The organism is Periweissella fabalis, from assembly GCF_012396505.1.
GTDB classification, from domain to species: domain Bacteria; phylum Bacillota; class Bacilli; order Lactobacillales; family Lactobacillaceae; genus Periweissella; species Periweissella fabalis.
In genome coordinates this window covers 291,195-314,125 of sequence record NZ_JAAXPN010000001.1, presented here as the reverse complement: position 1 = coordinate 314,125, position 22,931 = coordinate 291,195, and the positions used below count along the sequence as shown (strand labels likewise).

Sequence of the window (22,931 nt, the reverse complement as noted above, 5' to 3'; positions counted from 1 at the left end):
ACAACAAAAAAGCCCCCCGGCCAAAAAAGACCAGGGGCTTTTTTAATATTTAATTTATGGTAATAAAAAAGACCTAACAAATTAAGTTAGGTCTTTTTCTCATATCTAACTCCGCTTAGTACTTTACCTCATTATAACTTATTTTATATATCTAGTCAAATTTATATACATAAACTCTATAATAAACATATCTTGATTATCACTGATTTACAGATCATAAAATATAAAGAACACAAAATAAAATGCAGCAGCAAATATTCTAAGGGAGATTTTTTATGCATATTTTATGGGTTTTAATTATTGGTGCAGTTATTGGAGCTATTGCCTTTGCTATTACTAGCAAAGGCACATCAATGGGCTGGATTGCTAATATTGTAGCAGGTCTTGTTGGTTCATACGTTGGACAACCTATTTTTGGTAACTGGGGGCCTCATTTAGCAGATATGGCTTTGATTCCATCAATTATCGGTGCAGTTATTGTTGTTGTTTCATTTTTTGTTAGTCGTTTCAACAATTAAGGTAAGGATTTTTATGTTTAATATATTAAAAGCTATCTTTAAATTAGTTGCTACTTTAACTTTAGTTATCTCTGGAATTTTTATAGGTGGTACAATTTTCACAGCCAAAAAAATTGATGATGCTGGAGATAAATTGCAAGAAACAATACATGACTAACAGTTATAATTATTTATTTTGAGATTTGCTTAGACCAATCTTTTTTCATCTCTTCAAATATTTTAAAAACATCATCTGTGATCTGTTTATAAATATTTAATTTACTTGGTTGCTTTACAACTTCCTCAAAATCTAAAATTTCATAAAATAAAGCATCTTCTGTTTTACCTAACTTCAATTCTTCTGTTTTACCAGTTTCTGTATGATACCATACACCTGAATCTGCACGAGGATAGTCATGAATTCTAAAATAACCTTTAGTTCCTGAAATGGTTAAGGCTTTAGGTTGCTTAGCTTGTAATGAAACAGAGACAGTAGCCATTTCACCATTTGAATTATGTAAAATAGTTACAGATTGTTCATCAACAGTTGTTGGTGCAAAGTCTACAAATGAATGTATATCATCAGGATACTTATTCATAAAGTACATTGCACCAGTAACACCATATACCCCCATATCAAGTAATACTCCACCACCTAAATCAGGATTGAAGAACCTATTTTTTTCATCATATGGTTTAAAACTACCATGCGTTACAGAGATGTTCTTTATATCTCCCAACTTACCTTGAGAAATCATCTTCTTCAATTCTTTCATTAAAGGCATATGAACTATAGTCATTGCTTCCATTAAAATTAAATTTTTTTCAGATGCTAATGTTTCTAGGATATCCAAATCAGTTTTATTTAATGTTATTGCTTTTTCCATAAAAACATGTTTTCCATTAATTAAAGCCTGTTTAGCGATATCAAAGTGTGTATTATGTGGCGTTGCAATATATACAGCATCTACATTTTTATCTAAAAAAACATCTTCTAAATCATTGAATCTTTTATCTATGAGATATTTATTTGCAAAGTCTTCTACTTTTTCTTTATTTCTACTAAAAACACCGTAAATATTGGCATGATTTTTATTAAATACAGTTGCCATTTCATTAGCTATAGCGCCTGTTCCAATGATTGTCCAGTTTAAAGCCATAATAAATCCTCCATATATTTAATTAATACATAAATATTATATTATTGAAAAACTTAGAAATTCAAATATTTTGCTTTAAAATTAAAAATTATTTAACCATTAGATAAAAATATACATAACATATATTTATAATATAACCCCAAAATACATGTCCTAAAAATTCAGAAAAATGTTCCTCAAATGGTTGTTTACTGATACTAGGTACAGTGTGCGTAATTGGCATAATAATCAAATGAAATAATACCCAAATGGATATTCCATAAATTGTCCCCTGCCAAATACCAATAACAGGAAATAAAGTAATAAGCCAAACGTACAATAAACTAAAAGTTATAGAAAATCCAAAATGCATAATTAATGATACATATTGTACTTTTTCACCAGAATACTCATAATATTTGTGTGTAAATTCTTTTGAAAGTCCCACCTGTTGTAACATACGTTGAGGTGGATTTGTCTCGTTTCTAGCTTCATTCCTAGGTGGCAAAAGAATCTCCCATCCTAATTTAAAAAAACCTGATACTACACCAGCTAATAATCCGGCTAAAATAATAAGCATTACATGCTACTCCTTTGTTATTTATTTAGTACAATAATATTATAATATAAGTCTGTAATATGATTGTACTTATATTTAAAAATATTTGTGTCCAAATAAAAAAATAGCCAGGAATTTGCTAGGTTTTTTATTATTTTAATTTATAAAATTAAAATATCTGAGAGAGCTAAAAGAATAAATTAGTTATAACTCAATTATTATATAATTACAAGTGTTCTAGTTTTAAATAGACAAAAAAATCCTTAAACAATTAAAGTCAAGGATTTTTCTGATATCTGTTATCGTCAAAGTATTTTCAGAGACCAAGTAAGTATAAATTATTTTAAATACTTGGTCAAGTTATCTAGTATTCAAATTTGCCACTAAGGATCTGACTTACTCACAACAAAAAAATCCCCAACCAATTAAAGCTAAGGATTTTTCTGTTATGTGGTTTAAAATTAGTATCAAGCATTAAAAAAGGGAAAAAAGGTACATTTGGACACTTTTAATAATAAAACTATTATAGTAACATTGCAAATGTTTAGTTTGATAACAAAAAATACCAACCATTAAATGGTTGGGACTTCTCTGATATTTAATTTGTCCATGAACAAAAGGATTGTTTCATATAATAATTAAATTAGAATAATATTGCAAGATTTTAATTTAATAAGTAAACAAATAAAAAAGACCTAACCAATTAAGGCTAGGTCTTTTACTAAGTTTAAGTAGTTACATTTCAAAAATAGGATGACTTAATAATAAAACTATATAAAATAAATATCAAGTAACCTTACCATAATTTTAATTAAAAATATACCCTCGGATAAAATTAAAGTGATTTTTGCATTGCAAGTTTTTAATTTAATAAGTAACCAAACAAAAAAGACATAACCAACTAAGGCTAGGTCTTTTCTGGCTATATTATTATTCTTAATTATTCGAGAGAATACAGTTATTGTAGTTCACTTTAGATATTTTGACAAATAATTTTACTCAATGATAATATGCCCACGATTCAAGTTAGCTTGAATTTGCTTAACGGTTGATGCACCAGCGTAACCATCGGGATAAACATGTAACCGTGCTTGAAGTGCTGCAATTGTGGCTGGCCCAAAGTAACCGTCAGCTTGAACACCTAATACTTGTTGTAAATTGTAAATCATTTGTGATCCACCATTTGCTACCTGAATGTTCATAAAGTTAGGTGCAAATTGAGCTGAATACTTAGATTGCCCACTAATTACACCATCTTGTATCGTACCTAATACACGTTGCATAGCTTTAATAGTTGCTTGTCCCGCATAACCGTCAACGGTAATGACATCAGGCTTATTCATATAACCATTCATCGTGATACCCGTTAAATCAACGTTACCGTCAAGGCCACCTAAGACGTATGTGCTAGTGAATTGCCACATTCCCACCCCTGTCATACTAGGGAAGAAGTCAAACAATGGTTCACTCCGAACTTTGTAGTCTGGATAGGCTGCCAACCACAAATGACTAGGGTATTTGCTCAAGAAACGAGCAACATCAACGTGGGCATAGATATATGGTTTACCAGTGTACAGCATTGGCGTGTAACCAGCTTGCGCAATGCGATCCATTGCATACAGGATAGCATTCGTATTATCAGTTACATTTCCACTAGCACCTTGTTCGTAATCAATGGCTACGATTGAGCCTTTAGGCGTTTTAATTCGTGGCAAGAAATAATCCAACACCAGTTTGGCTTTGTTAGCATCACCACCCACTTCAAACCAAATATATGTGTGAAGTCGTAAGTCAGCCATTGCTGTTAGTTGAGTTGGATAGGTAGCTTGATTATAGATACCAGTAGCTGGACTATAACCCCCAATTTGTAGAATAGCGAAGCTATCACGGCCGTAGCCACGTTTACCATTGGGACCTTGCCAACGTGCTTGGTCAGTCCCATATGCTTTAATTTGTGCCATTTTAGTCCTCCTTAACTGGAGCAAGCGTATTAATTGCATCAATCGCTTGTTGCTTTTCATCAATTTTAGCTAGGATATTAGCTGATTGTTCTTTTAAAGTAGCCAATTCTTGAACGGCTGAATTAGCAATATGCGCTTGGTTTTCAGCAACTGCTACTTCGGCTTGCTTGGCATACACTGCATGAAGTTGGTCAACTTGTTGGCTGTATGCACGTTCAATTTCATTAGCGATTAATGTTTCATCTGCTGGTTTCAAACCTGCTTTAGCAAGTTGAGTTTGAACCTCATTAATAGCAGCTTGATGTTTTTGCCTAGAAGTTAAGTTATTGATAATGCCTGACTTTTCAACTGAAACAACTGCTGCATTGGCTAAAGTCGCTAATGTGGCAATTGTTTTTTGTTGGCTTGAAGTTGTTGCATACTCTTTTAATTTGGCAGTTACAAACCCACCTAGTGCCGTGATAATGATTGTACCGATTGCCTCAATTAATTGTGTGATTGATTGTTCCATGTTATTTGTCCTCCAATTTGTTAAGTCGTTCTTCGTGTACAGCGATTCTTGTTTTAAGTTTAGTAGTATCATTTTCAAGTTCATCAACTCTAGTAGTTACGCTTCCTAGCACATCAATTCGGCTAGTTAATCTTTCTAACCGATCCGTAAGTTTGTCAACTTTGGCCATAATACGCTCAGTCACTTGGTCAATTACCGCATTGAACATGTCGTTAAAACTCGCTTTAAATAAAAATCGCCACAAGGCATATAACCCCGCGACGACTCCAAAAATTAATCCAATATCCGTTATAGTTCTCTCAAATATAGCCATACATTAGCCTTTCTATATGTTTATTCGGGCATCGCACCCATTCGGCATTTAAGTATACTGACATTAAAACTACTTATTCTGTTTTTTCAGAAAATAAAACAGCTACATTTGATTTAAATTTAGTAATTGCAGCTGCCTCTACTTCTGATTTTGTACTTGTCAAAGTGATATTTTCCGTTGCACCCAGTGAAACATATCCTGACGTATTATCTGGATATACACCACCTGTAACATAACAAATCATACTATCCAACTCTAAGATACCCGTATCATTAAACTTGGGAGTGATACTATTTATTGTAACTTCCATTACTTAGTCTCCTTTTTACCTTTTAACTCTTCAATCCTTTGTTCTAGTTCTGTTATTTTTGCCTTAGCAAGTTCCTCATTTACTTGAGACTGTGCCAATCGAATCGCTAATCCATTAATTACTGCTTCGTTCATTTTTCAATTCCTCTATTTCTTGTTTTAAATTTTTAATAACAGGTATCAAAGCAACCGCTAAACGGTCATATTTAATACCTTCAATTTCACCATTTGGATCACGTACTACTAGCCAATCCAATCCAGCATCTGCTAAATCTTCCGCAATCATTCCGAACTCAACGCGTGGTTTTTGTTCGTCTTTTTCCTCTTTGAACCGGCGAATGGTTGCTTTGTCATACCACGTTGCCATCGGTACATTAAGAAGCTTATCTCCTAAATGAGACCCATTTGTACGATGAATAGATGTTTTATACTTTGTTGCTGACGTACTTCGCAATAGCGCTCCATTGCCGTAAACAACGACGTTAGATGAAGCACTTGTTGTATTATCATAAGCTGATTGAATATGGACATATTCACCTTCTAAACTGATTCGCGTTCCCGAAAAAGAATTACTATTAGGATCAGGATTGTATCCTACCGTGATACTGGGACTAGCTTGCATAATTGAACCATATTTATGACCACCAGATATAAAGACACCTCTAGATGCCCCACCTACCTTAGTAGGCTTCCAATCGTTACCGTTTCTGCCGGCAGCTATTCCTGCAAACGTTTCTTGTCCTAACCTTGTGTTGTCGAGGCTACTATCGGAATTGTCGCTTGTTGTTAGAGCTATATATTCTCGCCCTTTTAATAGTGCACCGCTAAAATTTAGTCCAGATCCATCATTTGTCAAACTAAAATAAGGATTATTATTTTCATCAAAAATGTTAGGCTGCATAAGATACAAACCGCCATTTTTTAACATTGCTGTAGATGTGTAGGAACTAGCTGAGATTATTTGCTTGTCAACGTCGATTAAAATTCCGTTGTTTGGCGAAGAAATGCTACCGGCATACATCTTAATCCCTATACCACTTTGAATGCTGAATGTTGCATCATCGTACATTCGAATTACATCGTCACGAAGAACGAACCCTTTTGAACCTTGGCTAGCACGAAATTCCATAGTTATACCAGATAATTTACCTGTAGTGATGCTACTAGCGTTCAAATTAATCAAGTTAACATTATTACCATTTAAAGTTCCAACAGTTATATTTGAAGCATTTAAGTTTTTAAAATTACCACCCTTTGCATAGAATGCATCAGTAACAGTAGTTGGTCCATCTAAAACAATTGAACTAGCCTTTATTTGAGCACCAGATGTATCAAGATTAATCTGATTAATTACGTCACCCTTTTTAACCGCTAAATTAATCTGGCTTTTCAAAATATCAACTTGAGATACATCTGCTTTACCAGCTAAACGATTATTGGTATCGGTTGCTATTTTATCAGTATAATCTTGTGCTTTACTTACAGCATCATCAACACCATCCTCAATTTGTTGGCCCATCTCTGGATCAATACGCTTATCCCAGAAATAACTACCATTTGGTCGTTTGGTATAAATGTATAACACCAATCCATCACCGCTTTGGACCCAACCTAAATCACCTTCATTAGCATTAATTGGTAAATCATCAACCGAGTTAGCACGATAAACTGTATTCTTTCCATTGGCACTAATTTGAGCAATTATGGCAGCTTGATTGGCTTGATCTGCTGTATTAATCGCATTGTTAATCCGTGATGAGATTGAAGCATTGGCTTCTTGATATCGTTGGACCGAACTGACATTACCCGCGGTTACTGTATAACTAACTTTCAAACCATCAGCGGTGAATTCATCATCAACCTTAGATTTCAGTGCAGCCAGTAAATTAGCCTGAATAGTGTATCGTTCATCATCGATGGGCTCTGCTTCAATTCTCCCATATATCTTAGATAGTGGACTTTCATATACAGCGTGTAACTGCGGGCTACTCTGATCATCAGGGTTCGCATGTACCCCAAAGCCTTCTGCATAGGTGGCAAATCCTGATATATCGTTTTCAATTGACATGTCCGATAAGTTAAATCCATGCCGAACTATCGTAGATAAATCGGTTCCAATTTTTTGATAAATTGAAACAAGTGTTCCATTAACCTCAAATTCTGCATCGATAGCATTGATGATGTCATTAAACATTGACATCTTGTTGGTCATACCAAAGTTTTCTTTGCTAACAGCATTCGGTCTGAAATTCAAAGCATATTTGTATCCGGTATCATCAAAAATGTTGCCTAAATAAGTATCAATCGTATTGCTACCATTGAAGTTGCGATAGAACATTTTCTTGGAAAAGTCCCAGAAAAATTTATGAATAGCATCAAATGAAATCGTGTTATCAGAGTCATGATGCTCATAATAAGTAATCACATAAGGCTCACTATCAAATTCTAAACCCCAACCTGTATCAATATTATTGAGTACGTCATCGCCACTATAAATAGTTCCTGATAATGATTTTTCACCATTTACGGAATGCTTTCGTTTGATTTCAGTGACTGCCAAGTGAGTACTATTTTTAATGTCTTTAAACTTAATCATAGATACAACTCCTTGTAGTCGTTTATTGTGATTGTTGCATTAATTGAACATTTGATAGGCACCTGTCCAGTTCGACTAGGTTCTAACACGAAATATTCAGCGTTCGTATAATCATTGATTGAGATTAAATTCTTTGTGTTGTATATGCCGCCTAATTTAAATACATCCCCAGTTGCAACGGTTCCACTATATGTCCATGTACGTGATCCAATAGTTAAATTAAATCCACTTGAAACTTGATTAGCAGTTAGTTGCAAATAAAAAGGCACCTCTAATTGAGATGCCTTGGTAGTACCTGCGTATGGTATTGAATTAGTAATAGTTAACGTTTTAGGTACCGATTCACCAAATGGTAATTCAGCAGTAACGAACGTAATTTCTAGTTTGTAAATTTGCCGACCATTGATATTACCTACAAAGCTAGGTTCAATAACATCATCAATAGTTACATAAAAACGTTTAAAACTAGCAACTTCATCAGTTTGCCCTATTACATTCCCGGACGTTTGCCCCGGACGTTCAAAGCTATATTGGCCATTATCAGAATACATTGGTGTGATGTAGTAGGGCTCTGAGCCGCCTAACATTTGATATAGCCAATTGCGCTTTGATTCATAATCAGATTGATTATTAGCAACTAAATAACCTGAAAATTTAAGCTTTTTGTCTCCATAATCGCCACCAAAATTAACCTTCCCATTCCGTCCTTTAAATGACAAAGTGTTTGGCGTGATACTTGGTGACGATTCGTCAAAGTCAGTTGTAACAATGTTCCTGCTACTCAACTTAATGCTTTCTAAATTATTAGTGATTAGTAGGTCCATTAGATACCTCCTCCCATGATTAAATTATTGATATTTTGCCGGCGTGAATTTTGACTATTAACTGTCGTTGTAATTTTGTCACCAACAAGTTCATTGTGTACGTAGAATGTTGGTGCTTGAGCACTTTGTTCTGCAACTTCATCACTAAGTGCATTTAACCCACCATTAATCTGACCGGCTACTCCTACACTACTTGCTGTTAATTTAGCATTAGCTTCGTATTCTTGATGTCCAAATTGATCCGCAATCTGACCAGCGTATGATGAAACTGAACGTTTAACATATTCAAAATTGTTATTCAATGAACCGCCAAAACCTTCCATAATGGCTTTACCAGCTGGAATCAATAACCGACGGTCGTAACTGATTGGTCCCTTGTGGTCTCGAATCCAATTACCAATCCCACCAACGAAACTTTTAACAGCTCCCCACGCAGACTTCAAACCACTTAAAAACGAATTCATGATAGCTCGACCTGCACCTAATAAATCAAAGTGCATGGCACCTTGAACTGCTGATTTAACTCCGTTCCAAATACCTGAAGCAAAACTAACTGCACCATTCCAAGCTGAGCGAACCCCATTAATTGCACCATTTGCAAGGCTTGAGATAGTAGACTTAATTCCACCCCAGACAGCTGATGCAGCTGCACGGATACCATTCCAAATTGCTGAAATAGCAGCCTTACCACCATTCCAAACAGTTTTGGCAATGTTAACTACCCCAGTCACTAAAGTAGAGATAACAGATTTAATGCCACCCCAAACAGCTGATGCGGCCGCTTTAATCCCATTCCAAATCGAACCAACAGCTTGGCCCATTCCTCTGAAATATCCAGTTACTGCCGTTACGATTCCGCCAACAATTTGACCTAAAGCACCCTTGATACTATTCCAGATCAATGTTGCATCACTTTTCATTTTTGACCAATTACCAGTTAGCAAATCAATCAATACTAAGATTGGTCCAAGTACAACAGCTTTCAGCAAATTCCAAATACCTGTCGCAACACTTACCATCCCATTCCAAATAGCAGTTGCCGCTGTCACGTAGCCTTGCCAAACACCTGAAAGTGTTGTAACAATACCTTGGACGATAACTACAAGAGCCTGCCATGCAGCCGAAAAGTAAGGAGCAACGCCTGCCCATATACCTTGGAAAAAAGTAATAAATCCTTGCCAAGTTGTCTGAAAGAATGTAACAGTTGCACTCACTCCAGCTGATATGCCTGCCCATATACCTTGAAAGAATCCAACCATGCCTGACCATACACCACTAAGCCATGTTATAAATGCTTGCCATGCTGCCTGACCAGACTTTGTTTGAGTAATCCACCATGTTATACCCGCAACTAAAGCAACAACCGCAGCAATGATTAACACAAACGGATTAATTGCCATAACCGCATTGAATGCGGCTTGTACTCCCATAGCTACCTTAGTAACACCGTTGTACAACATTAGCCCAGCTTGAGCTAACTTACTTGAACTGGCCATGTTGTTCAAAGCAAATCCGAGTAATTTAATATCGCCACCAACTGCTGAAGCAACTTTAAGCACTGTAAATGCTCTACCTAGCGCATTGATCGTTACAATCGCACCGGCAAACGTAGCTATACCAACTGCTAAAGGTTCTAGCCAACCACTATTTGCTTTTACAAAGTTTACGATGCCACTAATCACCGTGGTAACAGTACTAAATATGCCTTTAATCACTGGAGCTATGGTATTAATCGCTGCAATAATTGAAGGCATAATAGCAACAATAGTTGAATTCACTGCTGTAAATGTATTGGTAATCGCTACTTTAACATTATTTAGTATCGCCGCAATCCCACCAGTACCAGCCTTTTTAAGGCCCGTATCAATTGAACTTAGTGTATCAGCTAACCCTTTAGATACCGCATTTTTCATATTTGTAAATGATGTACCAATACCACCCGTTGCCGTACGAGCTGTATTAGCAAAACCATTAACACCACCGTCCAACGCAATGAAGCGCTTATTAAGTTCATCGACTGTAATCTTACCTGACTTTAACTTGGCATATAAGTCACGTTCGGCTGATTTACCAGTTAACCCAAAGGATTTAGCTACTGTAGTCAAAGCATACGGCATCGTTTCTTGTAATGTTTTCCAACTTTGTAGGTCAACTGTTCCACTAGCCAACATCTGGCTATATTGTTCTACCCCACGACTTGCATCCCCTGCACTTGCACCCGATGCTAAAAAAGCATCATTCAATGCAGTAGCAGTCTGGGCCCCTTTAGTTGCACTCTTTTCAAGAATTGCAAAACTTTGAGCACTCTGCGTTAAGTCTTGAAGTGACGTTGGAAGTCCATCAACACCCTTTTTTAAGATTCCAACTGACTTGTTTGTATCTTGAGTTGAATATCCCATTTGTTTCATGACTTTAGGATATGCATTCATATGTATCAAACCTTGCCACCGCAGTCCCAACACTGTCTTTAAGTACACCAATTCCTTTTGAGACCAGAGTAACTGCACCAATACCAGCTGCAATCTGCCCCACTGTACTATTCATCAAGCTAAACTTACCAGTCGTTGAACTAGTCGCTGCTGCAGCGCCACCCATTGTTTTGCTAGTAGAGCTTGATACAGCCCGCATTGCTGATTGATAATCAGATATGTCTGCTCCAATGTGAGCCGTTACCGAACCACCATTATAACTCGTCATCTTCACTCCTTTCTCCACCAAATGCGGAACGAACTTTGTTGTATAACTCAAGTCGTTGTTTGTTGGTATCTTTTACTTTTTCAGGATTGTAAGCCTGTTCGAGAGCTTGCTCTTCCTTGCTTCTATCAAAGATATTCTTAAACTTAGGACGTTCTGCATTACTGAAATAACCAACACTGGCAGCAAGCACTGCTAATCGTTCACGTTCATCAATATGCCCCAGTTGAACACCTTTAATCACCGCATCAAGCTCCCATTTATAAAGTGACATAGCCCATTCAAAATCAAAAATTCCGAATCGAGCGCATGACTCAATTAAAGATTGTCGTTGATTAATGTCACAATCCGTTGAACTGCCATAATTTGTTGTGTTGTTTCCTCTGTTTCGGCCTTCTTCTTGAGCATTTCTAACGCTTCTTCCAACCCCTTCTTTTGAGTTTGGATTGACTTGACGAAAAAACCACTATGCTTCAATTCATCCATTAGCTCTTGAAGAACATCATCAAGCTTTTCTCCTTCTTCAGTTAATTGATCAACTGCATTAAACATATCTTCATCAGTAACTTTGCTTACACTAGTAGCTACTTTGATTACATCAATAATGGCCAATGAGTCACCTAAAGCAAGACGTGTAAATAAATTAGTTGCACCGTCACCCATGTTGTTGCCATTTTCATCGATAGTACTGAAATCTTTGTTAGCTTTAAATAATGCCTTGAAGTTAAATTTTAATTCGTAAATAGTTCCTTTAATTGTTAATTGCATGTTTTTATTCTCCTTTTATGTAAAGGGCCTATAAGCCCTTGTATTTACTTAGCTGCGTCATCTGTACCAAAGTTACCGCTAGACTGACCTGGACGTTCAAATTCATACATTTCTTCTAAGACTGCTAATTGGTCGTCTGTCAGTGGGAATGTACCTTCTTTCAATTTATCCAAGATGTTAAGCGTGTAATCAGCAGATACTAAATCGTCACCATCATCTAAATCCAAACTATCTACAACCCCATATCCAAACATTGCTGGGAATACTTGGTGTGTCTTTGCGGGGTCAGAATCATCCTTTTCTTGAGTTGCAAATCGTTTGTCAACAATCACACGCCATACTTTTACTTGATTACCGTTATGTTTTGCATCTTTAATAACATCAATTGCTAAATCACCGGGAACAACGTATGTTTTAAGCTTGATAGAGTCTTCATTAGTTGAAGGCATAACAATACGACCAAACTTAGTTTGTTCATCAATCGAATCCCCTTCAATGCTTGTTGAACCATCTGTTTGTAATGCTGGTAATAAAGCTTTAGATCCTACCGGTGCTTGTGTAGATTGGATAAAATACCAAACTTTCTTACCAAGTAATGGATTACCTTTAGTTGCTGTTACACCGTTATCTACGTATGTCATTTTTATTTCTCCTTAAATGTATGCTGTAACTAAAAAAATAACGTGAAAAACATCTCTCCCGATTGAACTATCTACAATCGTTCTAGCTGTAACTCTCGTTATCTTGTCAGTTGAATTTTTAATTATATTTTTTGTTTGATAAATCTGGTCTTCAAGTGCCATCCTGTCATCAATCGGATAATACATATCAATTTGTACCTCGGTTGTCGATACCTCATACCCAGCCTTACCAGACGGACTATCATCTTCTGAGTGAGAGCCAATCACTAATAAAGGTTCTGGTACCTCGGCACCAGGTAGCACTGTGTAAACTGGCACATTGCCACTTTTTAACGCCTTATACAAATCAATTAATAAATTACCAGTTGGTGAATGCATCATCTAAGTCCTCCATTCAGTAAATTTTGCAACTTTCGCATGAATAACGGGCCTTCTTGGTCCATTGCCGGACGCATAAATGGATGTGCTGCCATCTTACGTGTACCATACTCTTGATAGATTGCATAATTTGCCGATGCAACCACTTCAGCACTCATCTCACCGGTTTTATTGGCTGTAATATGCTGCCTTAAGTAGCCAGTATCAACAGGGGCATTATCTGATGCACGCTTTTCAACTCGCAAAGCAGAGTTAAGTATAATCCCACTTGCTTCACGCTTAATTGCTGCTGGTTGGTTATTGAACTTCCGAATCAACTGGTCTGCACCCTCAAACTTAATGCTTACTTTGGCCATGCTACACCCCCTGAATTACCACTATCGTGTTCTTACGTGCTTTAATTACTACTTCAGGTTTACGTTCCACACCGTTATAAATAACCCCTGAGATAGTTCCTAACCCACCTTTAAGGTGAACAGCAAGTGCATTAGAGTTGTATTTACCAAATACACCAATGTTCATAGTTTGAGACACACCAGTAATGCGACATTCTAACCAATCTGAGATTATCTTTTTAGTGACGGGTCCAAGTTCACCATCAACTGATTGAGTGGTTACTATCTTAATTCGATCGTTATATCTCATTAAATGAACCTCGCAGTCCCACGTCCACCTTTACGCTGACGATATTTATTTAAATAAACAGCAAAGTCTTGAACATCATCATCGGACCAAGTCGCTGAAACATCACTCTCGCTCGATGACTTTTTACCTTCATCACCAATACGGTTAAAGCGACGCACCGTTATCTCACGTAACAACCATGCTAAGTCAGTTGGAAATTTAACAGACGTGTTGCCATCTTGGTTAATATAACTAAGTAGCCGTGCTTCATTATCTTCAAGCAACAAGTTAAGCAAATCATCTTGGTTGCTATCCTTAATTGAAAGCAACACTTTAACCTTAGTTAGATCATCAATTGTCATACTCCCTCCTCGATGGGCTTCTCACCCCATTTGAATGGTTTAGCCATTGTCTTAATTAGCCTAGGCTTGTTTTTCTGCAGCCTTGATTGATACTGAGATACCACTCTTTTGTTTATCCTTAATGAAAAAGTCGTGGTAGAGACGGTTTTGGTAAAGGTACCCATCCCCTTGTCCAACTTGACCAGGTGCAAATAAATAAATCGCGTTTTCTTTCACAATAGGAATGACTGCTTGCTTGGCGACGAACACAAAGTTAATATCATTTGCTGCAGCTGTTGGTTTGAACCCATTTGAGAAATCGTACGCCGTCTTAAACCGGTCTGCATCCCATACTTCAATCAATTGCACACCATCAAGTGATGTGATTCGTGACTCAAGCGCCGTAGTTCCTACATTTTGGTTAGTGATTGAACGAGTAAATTCCTTTGAACGTTCCAATGCGTCCATTACTTCGCTAGAAACGAACCCTACGATATTTTGAGCACCGTACTTACGAACTGGTAACAATGCTGACTTCAATTGAGTGTAAACATTATCAACAGTCAATGTTTCAGTAACTGTTGTACCAGCTCCTTTTACCATTTCTTTAAATCGGTATGCATCAATTTCAGGTTGCACATTTTCTTCAATAAACACTTTTGAAATGTTACCAACTGCTAAATCTTGGTTAGTTTCGTCCACGTCTTGAGTATCAATATAAAACTCAACGTCCCGGTCTTGGCCCATAGTGTAAACCTTTTTGTCATTAGAGGCCGTACCAGTATTAAACCCTTTGTTCCGTGTATGTGGTTGGAACCCTGATGTTGAAATAGTTGTAAGTGTAAATGACTTACCACCATTCACCAAAGTTACATCTGGAACTCCTAATACTGATGTTAAAAGACCTTGGTTAATCTTTTGATCAAATAAGCCTTCATCTTTAGTTACATAGTTAATTGCCATGTTTCATTCTCCTTTATAATCCTAAAGCGGAACTGATATCTGACTTGGTATCAGTCTTGCCGCCTGCGCTTGGTGTTGAACCTTTTAAACGTTCATTGACTGCCGCTTCAATCGACTTATCAAATTCAGCTTTAAGGCTATTAATATTGTTCTTAGTTGTTTCTGCATCTTCAGATAAAACCATATCAACGAACTTTTCAGACAATCCTTGTTCTTCAAGTTGGTGCTTAGCTTCATATCGGTATTCACGTAAGTTAAGTTCCTTTTCACGCTTTTCCAGTTCAGCTGATCGTTGTTGTTCTTCAGCTTCTTTACGTTGAGCAGCACTCATCTTGGCCAATTCTTCGGCCTTAGAAATCTTAGCTTGAGTTTCTTCTTCCCATTTACCTTTAGCAGTTTCAAGAGCTTTAGATACACGTTTATCAAGCATTGAATCCAATTCGCTTTGAGTTAGTGAGAGCGTACCTGGTTCATCAACTTTTGGTTCTTCTTCTGTTGTTTGTGTTAAATCGTCAGCCATTCTTAATCTCCTTTTAAGTCCATACATACTACTAAACATAACGTCCCATGCACGTTTCCCCACACACGACTATTTAGCAATCCATACACGCTTTGCCCAGTTTAATGACGTTTGGCAGGTCAAATTTTAGGTACAAAAAAAGACAGCTTCAAGGCTGCCTGTAAAGTTATTAATCTTCTAATTTATAATGTGTGTTGCTAACTTTAGTGTAATGGTCTAAATAAAATTCTTTGTCGTTGCCGTTTAAAGTAGCTTCAAAGTAATCATGGGTAAGATTGTTACCAATTAAACACTTACTATTTTGCAACGTTTTACATGACCAAACTACAAAGAGTCGCAAATCATCTACCTGGTCAATTTTATTAATTAATGTCTTCTCGACTTGTTTTAATGCTTGTTCGATGAACTTTTCATGCATACTATTTACTCTCCTCTTTAATCATCTAAATACTTATCAAACTTGCTCAAATCATCATCGCTTGGAACTATCCGACTCCGACAATTTGGATGCATTGCTGGTGCATTAACACCTGGCTTAAAGTCTTTGAGTGGAAATGTTTCGCCATTCAAATGACGACAAATGCTAGATGTCCGACTATCAATGTGAGCACTAAATGTATAACTTTTAACACCCATATCATTGTATCGCTTGGCAATCGTTGCATTAGCTACATACGTTGATTCTGTCCGCACCAAACGTTCTGTGTTTGGCTTTGTGCCACCAAATGAATCACGTAACTTCCTAGCCGTTACTTTAGGATTGCTCCCGTTGATTGCAGCACGTACCAATTCATCTTTCAATTTGTTAGCAAGTAAATCATTATCACGCCATAAACGTTGTGAATAATTAGCTCCACTCCACTCATTTTGGATGATAGTTTCAATTTCTTTGTCATTCAACGTATCAATTGTCTTACCGTTCACTAACTGATCATAAATGTATGAACTCTCTTTAGATAGATAATCTGTAAATGACTTATCTTGTTTGTCACTGGCCTGGATAAGCCTAAAATCAATTTCAAGTTTCAATAACTCTAATCGATTTAATCTAGCTGTTGTGTACTGTGCATTCAAACGCCGTAACATTTCAGGGTTCTTATCACTAGCCTCTCGATAATCATTGGCACGCTTAACATAATCACTCAAATCAGTTGAACGTATCTGTTTACGTGCATCCTCATAGTTCAATGTCCCATCTTCGGCATACTTATCATAGAAATCTGCTATTCGCTTTGAGATATCGTCTGATGCTGCTTTGTACTCCTTGAGTATTGCAGTATTCAAGCTCTCATCTCTCGTGTCTAGCAAATCCATGATGTCATTAATCCGCTTGGTCCAGTAGTTGTCCATCTTGGCCACCATCATCAGGCTTTAACTGTTTGTAGTTCGTTTGAGCAGTAAAGTCATCCATGCCTTTTTGCTTTTGTTCATCGAGCCGCTTCATTTCTTCATCAGCATCCACACCAGTAAATGTTTCTAACAACTCGAACAAAGTTTCGTCACTAATGATGCCATACAATGCTTTAAGTTGTGTAACACGTTCTTCATCGTTCTGTGGCACGTTAGGCGTGAACTTGAGTTGTACTTCATAGCTTCACCAGATTGTGTTCCAGCAAAGTTCTGGTCATTTGTATCTGGCGTGAACGTAAACCGTAAGATGTCATCAACTAAACATTTCTTGTAGGACTCAGCACCTGTTGAATCATAGGTCTTAGTTAAATACTCTGCACTTGGGTTAGGCCCTTCTGGATCATTGTTGTTATCCAAAATTAGCAATCGTGCTTTAAGCATTTTCTGAACAACGTCCGTCTCTGAATTATCAACGGCTATTGGATTACTGTATTCATCAAGTACAAGTTCACCATTTTCATCAGTTTGATATTCTGGTTCGCTGGTCCCAGTCATTGGATTGCCTGTGATAACCAGGTAAGCGTCGTTCATGTCCTGTTGAAAATTGGCTAATTCTGATTGAGATAAGTCATAAGCATCAATTCCATCTAGCACGCTCTCATAGTCACCCAAACGTTCTTCGTTGTTCTTATACTCATTTATTGGCACACCTTGAAATGGTGATGTCTCAACTCTATCAAACTTAATTCCAGTGAAATCATTAACTTCTGAACTGAAATAGTAAATCTCATCCGCTGTATAAACTTCAACAAAGCTACTAACGCTAGTTGGACTGTACTTAATCTGATAAAAACGAACTCCAAATAATGAATTACGGGCAATCGTGTCATCGTAAACTATAAATGTACCTTCTGGATCTAACTTAACAATCCGTTCTTGCGATTGCTCATCCGAATAAAGTAACTCGTAAGCACGCCCATAAATACTTAGGTCTGTTTCAATCAATCCATCATGATAATCTGTACTGTTCTCTTGATTGAATTGTTCAATCTTTTCAACTAAACCATCATCCCCTGTATATGCAATTGGATTACCTAAAATGTAACCTTGCATAAACACTGTAATGTACTTGGCCCAGTCGCTTGCTATTCGATTATCAGCCCGATTAATATCTCGACCTGTCTCACGATACTTAATGTTATTATCAGCTAGATAATATCGTTTCAACTCTTTAAGTCATGGTAACTGGTCTGTTTGAAATACTGAAATATAATTGACTAACTTGTCTATGAAGCTTTGTACTGATAAATCTTCATACGATTCAAAGTCCTTTGCTGCCATCTGAAAGACTGCATTAGCGTTTGGACTGAACCTTGTTTTATTTAAAAAATTCATATTACCGTCCTAATCCTAAATCTTTGAATGCTTGCATACGGTCAGCAGTGTTAATTTGCGGCATGATAAGTGGTTCAATAGCATACCGCAACGCATCAATTAAGTGGTTATCTTTATCAATTGGTTTATTTAGCCAATCTCCATTCTTATCTTGGCTGAAAGCATAGGAATTAAATTCATCTATCGCATGGTTGCATTTAGGTAAGATGTGAACCTTGAACCCTTGAATGTATTCAATCCCATACATGATGCTTCCTTTAACCTTACGAGACTTTCTAATCCGTCTAATACCATTAGCTTTAAGCTCTGCTATTAATCGTGGTTCAGCAGCATCAGCATATATCTCAGTGTTTTGATACCCGTTAGATACCAACCACTTTTGAATATGTGGCGTTACCATCCCCGTTTGATACAGTTCATTAAAGATATATATGTCTCGTGTCTTAGTGTTCACAGCAGCTTCAACAAACGCTGTTGGGTCATGCGTGAAACCAAAGTCCAAACCATGTACTATCATTGAGCCTTTAAGCACCTTAGCTAAATCAAACTGTTCAACAACAAAGTTCTCAAATACTAACCCTTCAGCAACTCCCCATTCACCATCAACAGCAACCCGAGCACGCCTTGGATTACGTATCTTCATCTCTAACAAACGACTAACATACGCATCATCCAGAAATGGATTATCTCTATATGTCGTAGTAAATGCCAATGAGTTAGGCTCTCGTGTGTCTTCATCAAAGAATCTGCGCTTAAGCCAATGCCGTTCATTCCATGGGTTGAACGTTAATATCGTTTGATAAAATCCATTAGGATCATCAATAACCCCACGCATAGACTCATCGACAACATCAAATGCTTCTTCTGATTCCAATTGATAGGATTCTTCGACCCAAAGCCTGCATAAGTTACCTGTTTCAACTGATATAGATGTGATAGATAACGGCTTATCTGCCCCACGGAACAATATCTTTTGTCCAGTCGGCTTATAAGTAATCTCAGGTAATGAACTGTTGAATTGAAAAAGGCCACTAACTCCTAATTGAGTAGCGACCTTTTGTAATAGTGTAAATGTAGATTGTCGGTTGGTATTTGCATACCGTCTAAGTATTAGCCAATTAACATACGGCTTAGTAACTATGTCCAAGATAGCTTTACGTGCAGCTGCTTCACTCTTACCACTCCCACGACTTCCCTTGTAAACGATATAACGCTTATCACTAGTAAACAACGGAGCGTAGGCTTTGCTGACCATCTCGGGTAAATTCCAATTAATTGTTGGCATTACTCATCACCCCCAAACGGTTGGATGTTAATCGTAACGTTATCTTCAGTGCCACCATTCAACAGTTCAAGTTTCTTCTTGGCCAATTCAAGCTCTGTCTTTGCTCTCTCAATCTGCAAAGCCTTCAATTTCTCATCAGGGGCCAAGCGTTTCAGCAACTCATCTCGGGCTTTACTGCGGTCATGAAGTTCAAGTTGTACTCCATCTTTACCAACTGACACTTTCTTGATCAGTGACGTATCGACATCAGCTTTATCCTTGAGCCACACTTGAGACTTATGCGCTATAATTTCAGCACCATTTACATCAAGTACCGGCTTACCCTTACCATCAACCACCGTTTCATCGTGGCTAGCAAAGTTTACGTACTCACCAATATCCGCATTAGCTTCACGAGCCAGGTCAAGTAGCAAGGATTCATACGACAAATCAAGCTTGCGAGTTTTCTCTTTTTTGAGCCGTTCAATTTCTGCTCGAATGTTAATATTTGTTAACATTTTTGACCCTAATACTCTAGCTGAATCATACGTCACATCATACGCATTCATGTATGCTTGAGTTGCATTGTAAGACTTCATGTATTCCCTTGCAAAAGCCTGTTGCTTAGCGGTTAATCCGTTATTGTCATCTGGTGGTTTGTCTTCTTTTGGCGGTGTCTTGTTTCAATGTCTTGTCGTGTTGTCTCGTTGTCTCGTGTTGTCTCGTCAAGACTTTGAGATTTATCACGTTTATCTACCCATTTACCACGAGTTCGCCATGAACTAACAGTTGTTTTTGTTAACCCATACTTAGAGGCAATGTCCTCTATGCTCATCCCCTTAATGAAATCAAACTCTGATAACTCTTTAATCTCTTCACGAGTCATGTCATCACACCACCTCCAATCTGTTATATGTACACTAACTGATCAGGGGGATGACCAGTTAGCATTGTTTTATGTTATGCCATCAAGGCAATCAGGATAGCAGGACTTGAACCTACAACTTCTTCGTTCCAAACAAAGCACTCTACCAAATTGAGCTATATCCTGGTAACATCCGCCTCAGCTTATTCTTTCAATACAACAAAAAAGACACCCATCACTGGATGCCTAATAATGTTCTTAAACTAATTCGGAGGAACTTTCCAATTAAGGTTATGTTCATCTTATATTATATCATCTAAAGTATGACATTTATCTGACACTTTTCTGACATTTTAGACGGCGGCAACGTCACTATACACTAGCAGCGACTCTATTTGGTAACCATAAGCAAACGCCAGATATGCCTTATTCAATATGCGGTGGCATTGCCGATTGGTGCGTTGGATAGCTTCGCTCACTTCAGTTAAGTCTCGACCTTGCAAGTGATGTAAAGTGATTGTTTTGCGTTGCCTAGTTTCAAGTGAATTAACTACCCTCACTACTTCAGCCACCACAACTTTAGCATCTATGTTGATAGTTATCTTGTCTTCGTTTGAATTGCCATAACTGGGTGATGATGGCATGTCATTGATTGAAGGTGATTGCAGGTCTGCCAAGCTGGTACCACTAAGCAACATCCAACGTTTAAAATCATTCTTGAAAAAACGTCTTACTCGTTCTTCTGTTGCCCGTTCGTTGATTTTTTTTAGTTCCATTCACCATCCTCCGCATACCGTACCTTTAATCCACCACGTAGTTCTTCACCTTTGTTAATCAGCTTCTGGATGACATCAGCTCCAGGATATCCATAAGACCATAGCAACTGCCGATGCATTCGGATAACGTTTCCGAACCCCATATCTGTTCACGGTAACAACAGACTTAGAATCTTGAATTGTTGAAGGCTTACTTTCACGCTTTTCAGCTGGTTTGCTCTTCCAATGAGCTTGCAAATCTTTCAGTAACTCCGCATTACATGGGGATGCCAAGGTAATGCCAGGTCCTTTAATTTCACGAGCTGCCAATTGCTCAAACGTGTATTCATCTCTCGCCATTATCGTACTACCTCCCCTAATTCTGTTAACAACATTGCTTTATCAGGAATAGAACTAACGAACAATTCCAAATATTCAATTCGATGTTGGATCAATAAATCATCCCCCGTTGCAATAGCTTCTTTCATTTCTTGGACTAATAAAGTCAACATACTCTTTAAATCATCATTCATCACAATCACCTTTCACTTCCCCACTCCAATCAACAAATAACCTAGTAACATTGGTTGAAAAGTTTGACCCAAATATCGACTTATCTATCGTATTTTCAGTCCAAACTTTAAATCCGTTTCTCGTTAATTCATCTTTAATATATTCAAATGTTTCCAAAAACAGTGGATACTCAAAGTCTTTTTCGTCAACTTTATAAATAAAACAGTTAGTTTGTAAGCCATCTTCTGCATTTACTTGTTCTTCAATCTGATCAAAAATTTCTTGAGCGGTCTCTTTAACAAGTAGCATTCTTTTTTTGCTTGTTTTCTTTAAAGCCTCTTTGGCAGTAATCATTACATTTCCTCCGTTAAAACTCGTTCGACATAGCTCAATTTCGTCTTACCCAAATTAATTTCGTATGGCGCTTGCTGGTACTTCAACAACCGACCTAACATTTTGGGGAATTCATTGATTAACTCATACTTGCCATGACGAATTGTCGCTCGTTCGTAGCCGCCCACGATTTGCTTCACATACATACTTAACAAGTTCTTAAACTTACGGTTTGAATTACGTAACTGTTTCCCTTCGAGTTTTTTGTTGTAATCAATCACTAGTGGCAATTGATACTTGATTGCTTCAAGCGATTTTTCATGAATGTTTGGTAATTCAGTTTCGATATACGCTAATATGAGTTGACTTTTATTCATCGCTTTCTCCTCCAATCCTACAAAATTTTTTCGCGTCTCTTACCGTAGTAGAATTTTTGCAACTCCTGTTCGCTTTTTTCAACGATACGAACTGTTTCAGGATGCCATTGTGCTTGGAGAATTACCCAACTCTGCACTCCTAATTTATAATTAATGTCTAAATATCCAGATTTTCGATCTCGCCAAGGCAACATGAAATTATCAATCTCTTCTATTTGCTCTTCGCTAACTTCAAGAATAGGCGCGTACTCATTTTGTAGCTGCGCTAAAGCATTGGTCACTTCTTCAAAGCTCACTTGGCCATCTTTTGATAACTTTTTTAAACCTTGTAAAGTATCTTAAAAAGTCACTAATCCTTCTCGATTTTCGTAACTTGCTAATTTTTCTGACATCCTGCTTGATAAACCTAATACCAAATTGGTTTGTTCATCCATAATCGTT

General features: G+C 37.2%; 33 protein-coding genes, 1 tRNA gene and 1 pseudogene. 2 read left to right on the top strand and 33 right to left on the bottom strand.

Going from position 1 to position 22,931, the window contains the following annotated elements:
- Positions 1-275: 275 nt before the first annotated feature.
- Both HF964_RS01680 and HF964_RS01675 read left to right on the top strand, forming a co-directional pair.
- Positions 276-518 carry a GlsB/YeaQ/YmgE family stress response membrane protein gene (locus HF964_RS01680; protein ID WP_168721311.1) on the top strand — a complete coding sequence of 81 codons (243 nt, stop codon included), beginning with the start codon at positions 276-278 and terminating at the stop codon, positions 516-518.
- A gap of 13 nt (positions 519-531) precedes the next feature.
- Entirely contained in the window at positions 532-675 is a 144-nt protein-coding gene (locus HF964_RS01675; protein WP_168721004.1) for a hypothetical protein, read from the top strand.
- Positions 676-688: 13 nt separating this feature from the next.
- Here the strand turns inward: HF964_RS01675 and HF964_RS01670 are convergent, their stop codons facing one another.
- The 33 genes and pseudogenes from HF964_RS01670 to HF964_RS01515 all read right to left on the bottom strand — a co-directional run bounded on the left by HF964_RS01670 (position 689) and on the right by HF964_RS01515 (position 22,786).
- A complete protein-coding gene (locus HF964_RS01670) occupies positions 689-1,657 on the bottom strand; it encodes a Gfo/Idh/MocA family protein (protein ID WP_168721310.1) in 969 nt (322 codons plus the stop codon).
- A gap of 88 nt (positions 1,658-1,745) precedes the next feature.
- The gene (locus tag HF964_RS01665) at positions 1,746-2,216 is read right to left on the bottom strand and encodes a DUF1440 domain-containing protein (RefSeq protein ID WP_168721309.1); all 471 of its coding nucleotides are present in this window, start codon (positions 2,214-2,216) and stop codon (positions 1,746-1,748) included.
- A 974-nt stretch (positions 2,217-3,190) separates the two neighbouring features.
- Positions 3,191-4,156: a GH25 family lysozyme gene (locus tag HF964_RS01660; RefSeq protein WP_246220222.1), complete on the bottom strand. Its 966-nt coding sequence runs from the start codon at positions 4,154-4,156 to the stop codon at positions 3,191-3,193.
- A gap of 1 nt (position 4,157) precedes the next feature.
- A complete protein-coding gene (locus tag HF964_RS01655; RefSeq protein ID WP_168721307.1) occupies positions 4,158-4,667 on the bottom strand; it encodes a phage holin, LLH family in 510 nt (169 codons plus the stop codon).
- Position 4,668: 1 nt separating this feature from the next.
- Positions 4,669-4,980, bottom strand: coding sequence for a hypothetical protein (locus HF964_RS01650; protein ID WP_168721306.1), 312 nt, complete (start codon positions 4,978-4,980; stop codon positions 4,669-4,671).
- Positions 4,981-5,053: 73 nt separating this feature from the next.
- Positions 5,054-5,290: a hypothetical protein gene (locus HF964_RS01645; RefSeq protein ID WP_168721305.1), complete on the bottom strand. Its 237-nt coding sequence runs from the start codon at positions 5,288-5,290 to the stop codon at positions 5,054-5,056.
- A complete protein-coding gene (locus HF964_RS10015; RefSeq protein ID WP_276508933.1) occupies positions 5,290-5,424 on the bottom strand; it encodes a hypothetical protein in 135 nt (44 codons plus the stop codon). Before HF964_RS10015 ends, HF964_RS01645 begins: the two co-directional genes overlap by 1 nt.
- Positions 5,405-7,885, bottom strand: coding sequence for a phage tail protein (locus HF964_RS01640; RefSeq protein ID WP_168721304.1), 2,481 nt, complete (start codon positions 7,883-7,885; stop codon positions 5,405-5,407). The genes HF964_RS10015 and HF964_RS01640 overlap by 20 nt, the downstream gene beginning before the upstream one ends.
- Entirely contained in the window at positions 7,882-8,709 is an 828-nt protein-coding gene (locus HF964_RS01635; protein WP_168721303.1) for a phage tail domain-containing protein, read from the bottom strand. The genes HF964_RS01640 and HF964_RS01635 overlap by 4 nt, the downstream gene beginning before the upstream one ends.
- Entirely contained in the window at positions 8,709-11,138 is a 2,430-nt protein-coding gene (locus tag HF964_RS01630) for a phage tail protein (RefSeq protein WP_168721302.1), read from the bottom strand. Before HF964_RS01630 ends, HF964_RS01635 begins: the two co-directional genes overlap by 1 nt.
- Complete coding sequence (locus HF964_RS01625; protein ID WP_168721301.1) at positions 11,122-11,406, bottom strand: hypothetical protein; 285 nt, start codon at positions 11,404-11,406, stop codon at positions 11,122-11,124. The genes HF964_RS01630 and HF964_RS01625 overlap by 17 nt, the downstream gene beginning before the upstream one ends.
- On the bottom strand, positions 11,393-11,647 hold the full coding sequence (locus tag HF964_RS01620) for a hypothetical protein (RefSeq protein WP_168721300.1): 255 nt from the start codon (positions 11,645-11,647) through the stop codon (positions 11,393-11,395). Before HF964_RS01620 ends, HF964_RS01625 begins: the two co-directional genes overlap by 14 nt.
- Positions 11,648-11,721: 74 nt before the next feature.
- Positions 11,722-12,171, bottom strand: coding sequence for a tail assembly chaperone (locus HF964_RS01615; RefSeq protein WP_168721299.1), 450 nt, complete (start codon positions 12,169-12,171; stop codon positions 11,722-11,724).
- Positions 12,172-12,215: 44 nt separating this feature from the next.
- Entirely contained in the window at positions 12,216-12,812 is a 597-nt protein-coding gene (locus HF964_RS01610; protein WP_168721298.1) for a phage major tail protein, TP901-1 family, read from the bottom strand.
- Positions 12,813-12,824: 12 nt separating this feature from the next.
- Positions 12,825-13,193: a hypothetical protein gene (locus HF964_RS01605; RefSeq protein ID WP_168721297.1), complete on the bottom strand. Its 369-nt coding sequence runs from the start codon at positions 13,191-13,193 to the stop codon at positions 12,825-12,827.
- Entirely contained in the window at positions 13,190-13,546 is a 357-nt protein-coding gene (locus HF964_RS01600; protein ID WP_168721296.1) for an HK97-gp10 family putative phage morphogenesis protein, read from the bottom strand. Before HF964_RS01600 ends, HF964_RS01605 begins: the two co-directional genes overlap by 4 nt.
- A 1-nt stretch (position 13,547) precedes the next feature.
- Complete coding sequence (locus tag HF964_RS01595; RefSeq protein ID WP_168721295.1) at positions 13,548-13,835, bottom strand: hypothetical protein; 288 nt, start codon at positions 13,833-13,835, stop codon at positions 13,548-13,550.
- Complete coding sequence (locus HF964_RS01590) at positions 13,835-14,176, bottom strand: phage head-tail connector protein (protein ID WP_168721294.1); 342 nt, start codon at positions 14,174-14,176, stop codon at positions 13,835-13,837. Before HF964_RS01590 ends, HF964_RS01595 begins: the two co-directional genes overlap by 1 nt.
- A gap of 60 nt (positions 14,177-14,236) precedes the next feature.
- Complete coding sequence (locus tag HF964_RS01585; RefSeq protein WP_168721293.1) at positions 14,237-15,118, bottom strand: hypothetical protein; 882 nt, start codon at positions 15,116-15,118, stop codon at positions 14,237-14,239.
- A gap of 13 nt (positions 15,119-15,131) precedes the next feature.
- The gene (locus HF964_RS01580; RefSeq protein WP_168721292.1) at positions 15,132-15,638 is read right to left on the bottom strand and encodes a DUF4355 domain-containing protein; all 507 of its coding nucleotides are present in this window, start codon (positions 15,636-15,638) and stop codon (positions 15,132-15,134) included.
- Positions 15,639-15,807: 169 nt separating this feature from the next.
- Positions 15,808-16,056: a DUF6275 family protein gene (locus HF964_RS01575; protein ID WP_168721291.1), complete on the bottom strand. Its 249-nt coding sequence runs from the start codon at positions 16,054-16,056 to the stop codon at positions 15,808-15,810.
- A gap of 17 nt (positions 16,057-16,073) precedes the next feature.
- Positions 16,074-16,988 (bottom strand): minor capsid protein, encoded by a 915-nt coding sequence (locus HF964_RS01570; RefSeq protein ID WP_168721290.1) that lies wholly within the window; start codon positions 16,986-16,988, stop codon positions 16,074-16,076.
- Positions 16,960-18,215: pseudogene (locus HF964_RS01565) on the bottom strand (phage portal protein). Before HF964_RS01565 ends, HF964_RS01570 begins: the two are co-directional and overlap by 29 nt.
- Positions 18,216-18,384: 169 nt before the next feature.
- Positions 18,385-19,668 carry a PBSX family phage terminase large subunit gene (locus HF964_RS01560; RefSeq protein ID WP_168721289.1) on the bottom strand — a complete coding sequence of 428 codons (1,284 nt, stop codon included), beginning with the start codon at positions 19,666-19,668 and terminating at the stop codon, positions 18,385-18,387.
- On the bottom strand, positions 19,668-20,246 hold the full coding sequence (locus tag HF964_RS01555) for a terminase small subunit (protein WP_168721288.1): 579 nt from the start codon (positions 20,244-20,246) through the stop codon (positions 19,668-19,670). The genes HF964_RS01560 and HF964_RS01555 overlap by 1 nt, the downstream gene beginning before the upstream one ends.
- 32 nt (positions 20,247-20,278) lie before the next feature.
- Positions 20,279-20,533, bottom strand: a complete 255-nt coding sequence (locus tag HF964_RS01550; protein WP_168721287.1) for a hypothetical protein — start codon at positions 20,531-20,533, stop codon at positions 20,279-20,281.
- A gap of 91 nt (positions 20,534-20,624) precedes the next feature.
- Positions 20,625-20,698: transfer RNA gene (locus tag HF964_RS01545), tRNA-Pro, on the bottom strand.
- A gap of 167 nt (positions 20,699-20,865) precedes the next feature.
- Positions 20,866-21,288, bottom strand: a complete 423-nt coding sequence (locus HF964_RS01540) for an ArpU family phage packaging/lysis transcriptional regulator (protein ID WP_168721286.1) — start codon at positions 21,286-21,288, stop codon at positions 20,866-20,868.
- 75 nt (positions 21,289-21,363) lie between these two features.
- A complete protein-coding gene (locus HF964_RS01535; RefSeq protein WP_168721285.1) occupies positions 21,364-21,627 on the bottom strand; it encodes a hypothetical protein in 264 nt (87 codons plus the stop codon).
- Positions 21,627-21,800 carry a hypothetical protein gene (locus tag HF964_RS01530; RefSeq protein ID WP_168721284.1) on the bottom strand — a complete coding sequence of 58 codons (174 nt, stop codon included), beginning with the start codon at positions 21,798-21,800 and terminating at the stop codon, positions 21,627-21,629. The genes HF964_RS01535 and HF964_RS01530 overlap by 1 nt, the downstream gene beginning before the upstream one ends.
- Positions 21,793-22,134 carry a hypothetical protein gene (locus HF964_RS01525; RefSeq protein WP_168721283.1) on the bottom strand — a complete coding sequence of 114 codons (342 nt, stop codon included), beginning with the start codon at positions 22,132-22,134 and terminating at the stop codon, positions 21,793-21,795. Before HF964_RS01525 ends, HF964_RS01530 begins: the two co-directional genes overlap by 8 nt.
- A complete protein-coding gene (locus tag HF964_RS01520) occupies positions 22,134-22,490 on the bottom strand; it encodes a hypothetical protein (RefSeq protein ID WP_168721282.1) in 357 nt (118 codons plus the stop codon). Before HF964_RS01520 ends, HF964_RS01525 begins: the two co-directional genes overlap by 1 nt.
- Positions 22,491-22,507: 17 nt before the next feature.
- Positions 22,508-22,786, bottom strand: coding sequence for a hypothetical protein (locus tag HF964_RS01515; RefSeq protein ID WP_168721281.1), 279 nt, complete (start codon positions 22,784-22,786; stop codon positions 22,508-22,510).
- Between the last annotated feature and the right edge of the window lie 145 nt (positions 22,787-22,931).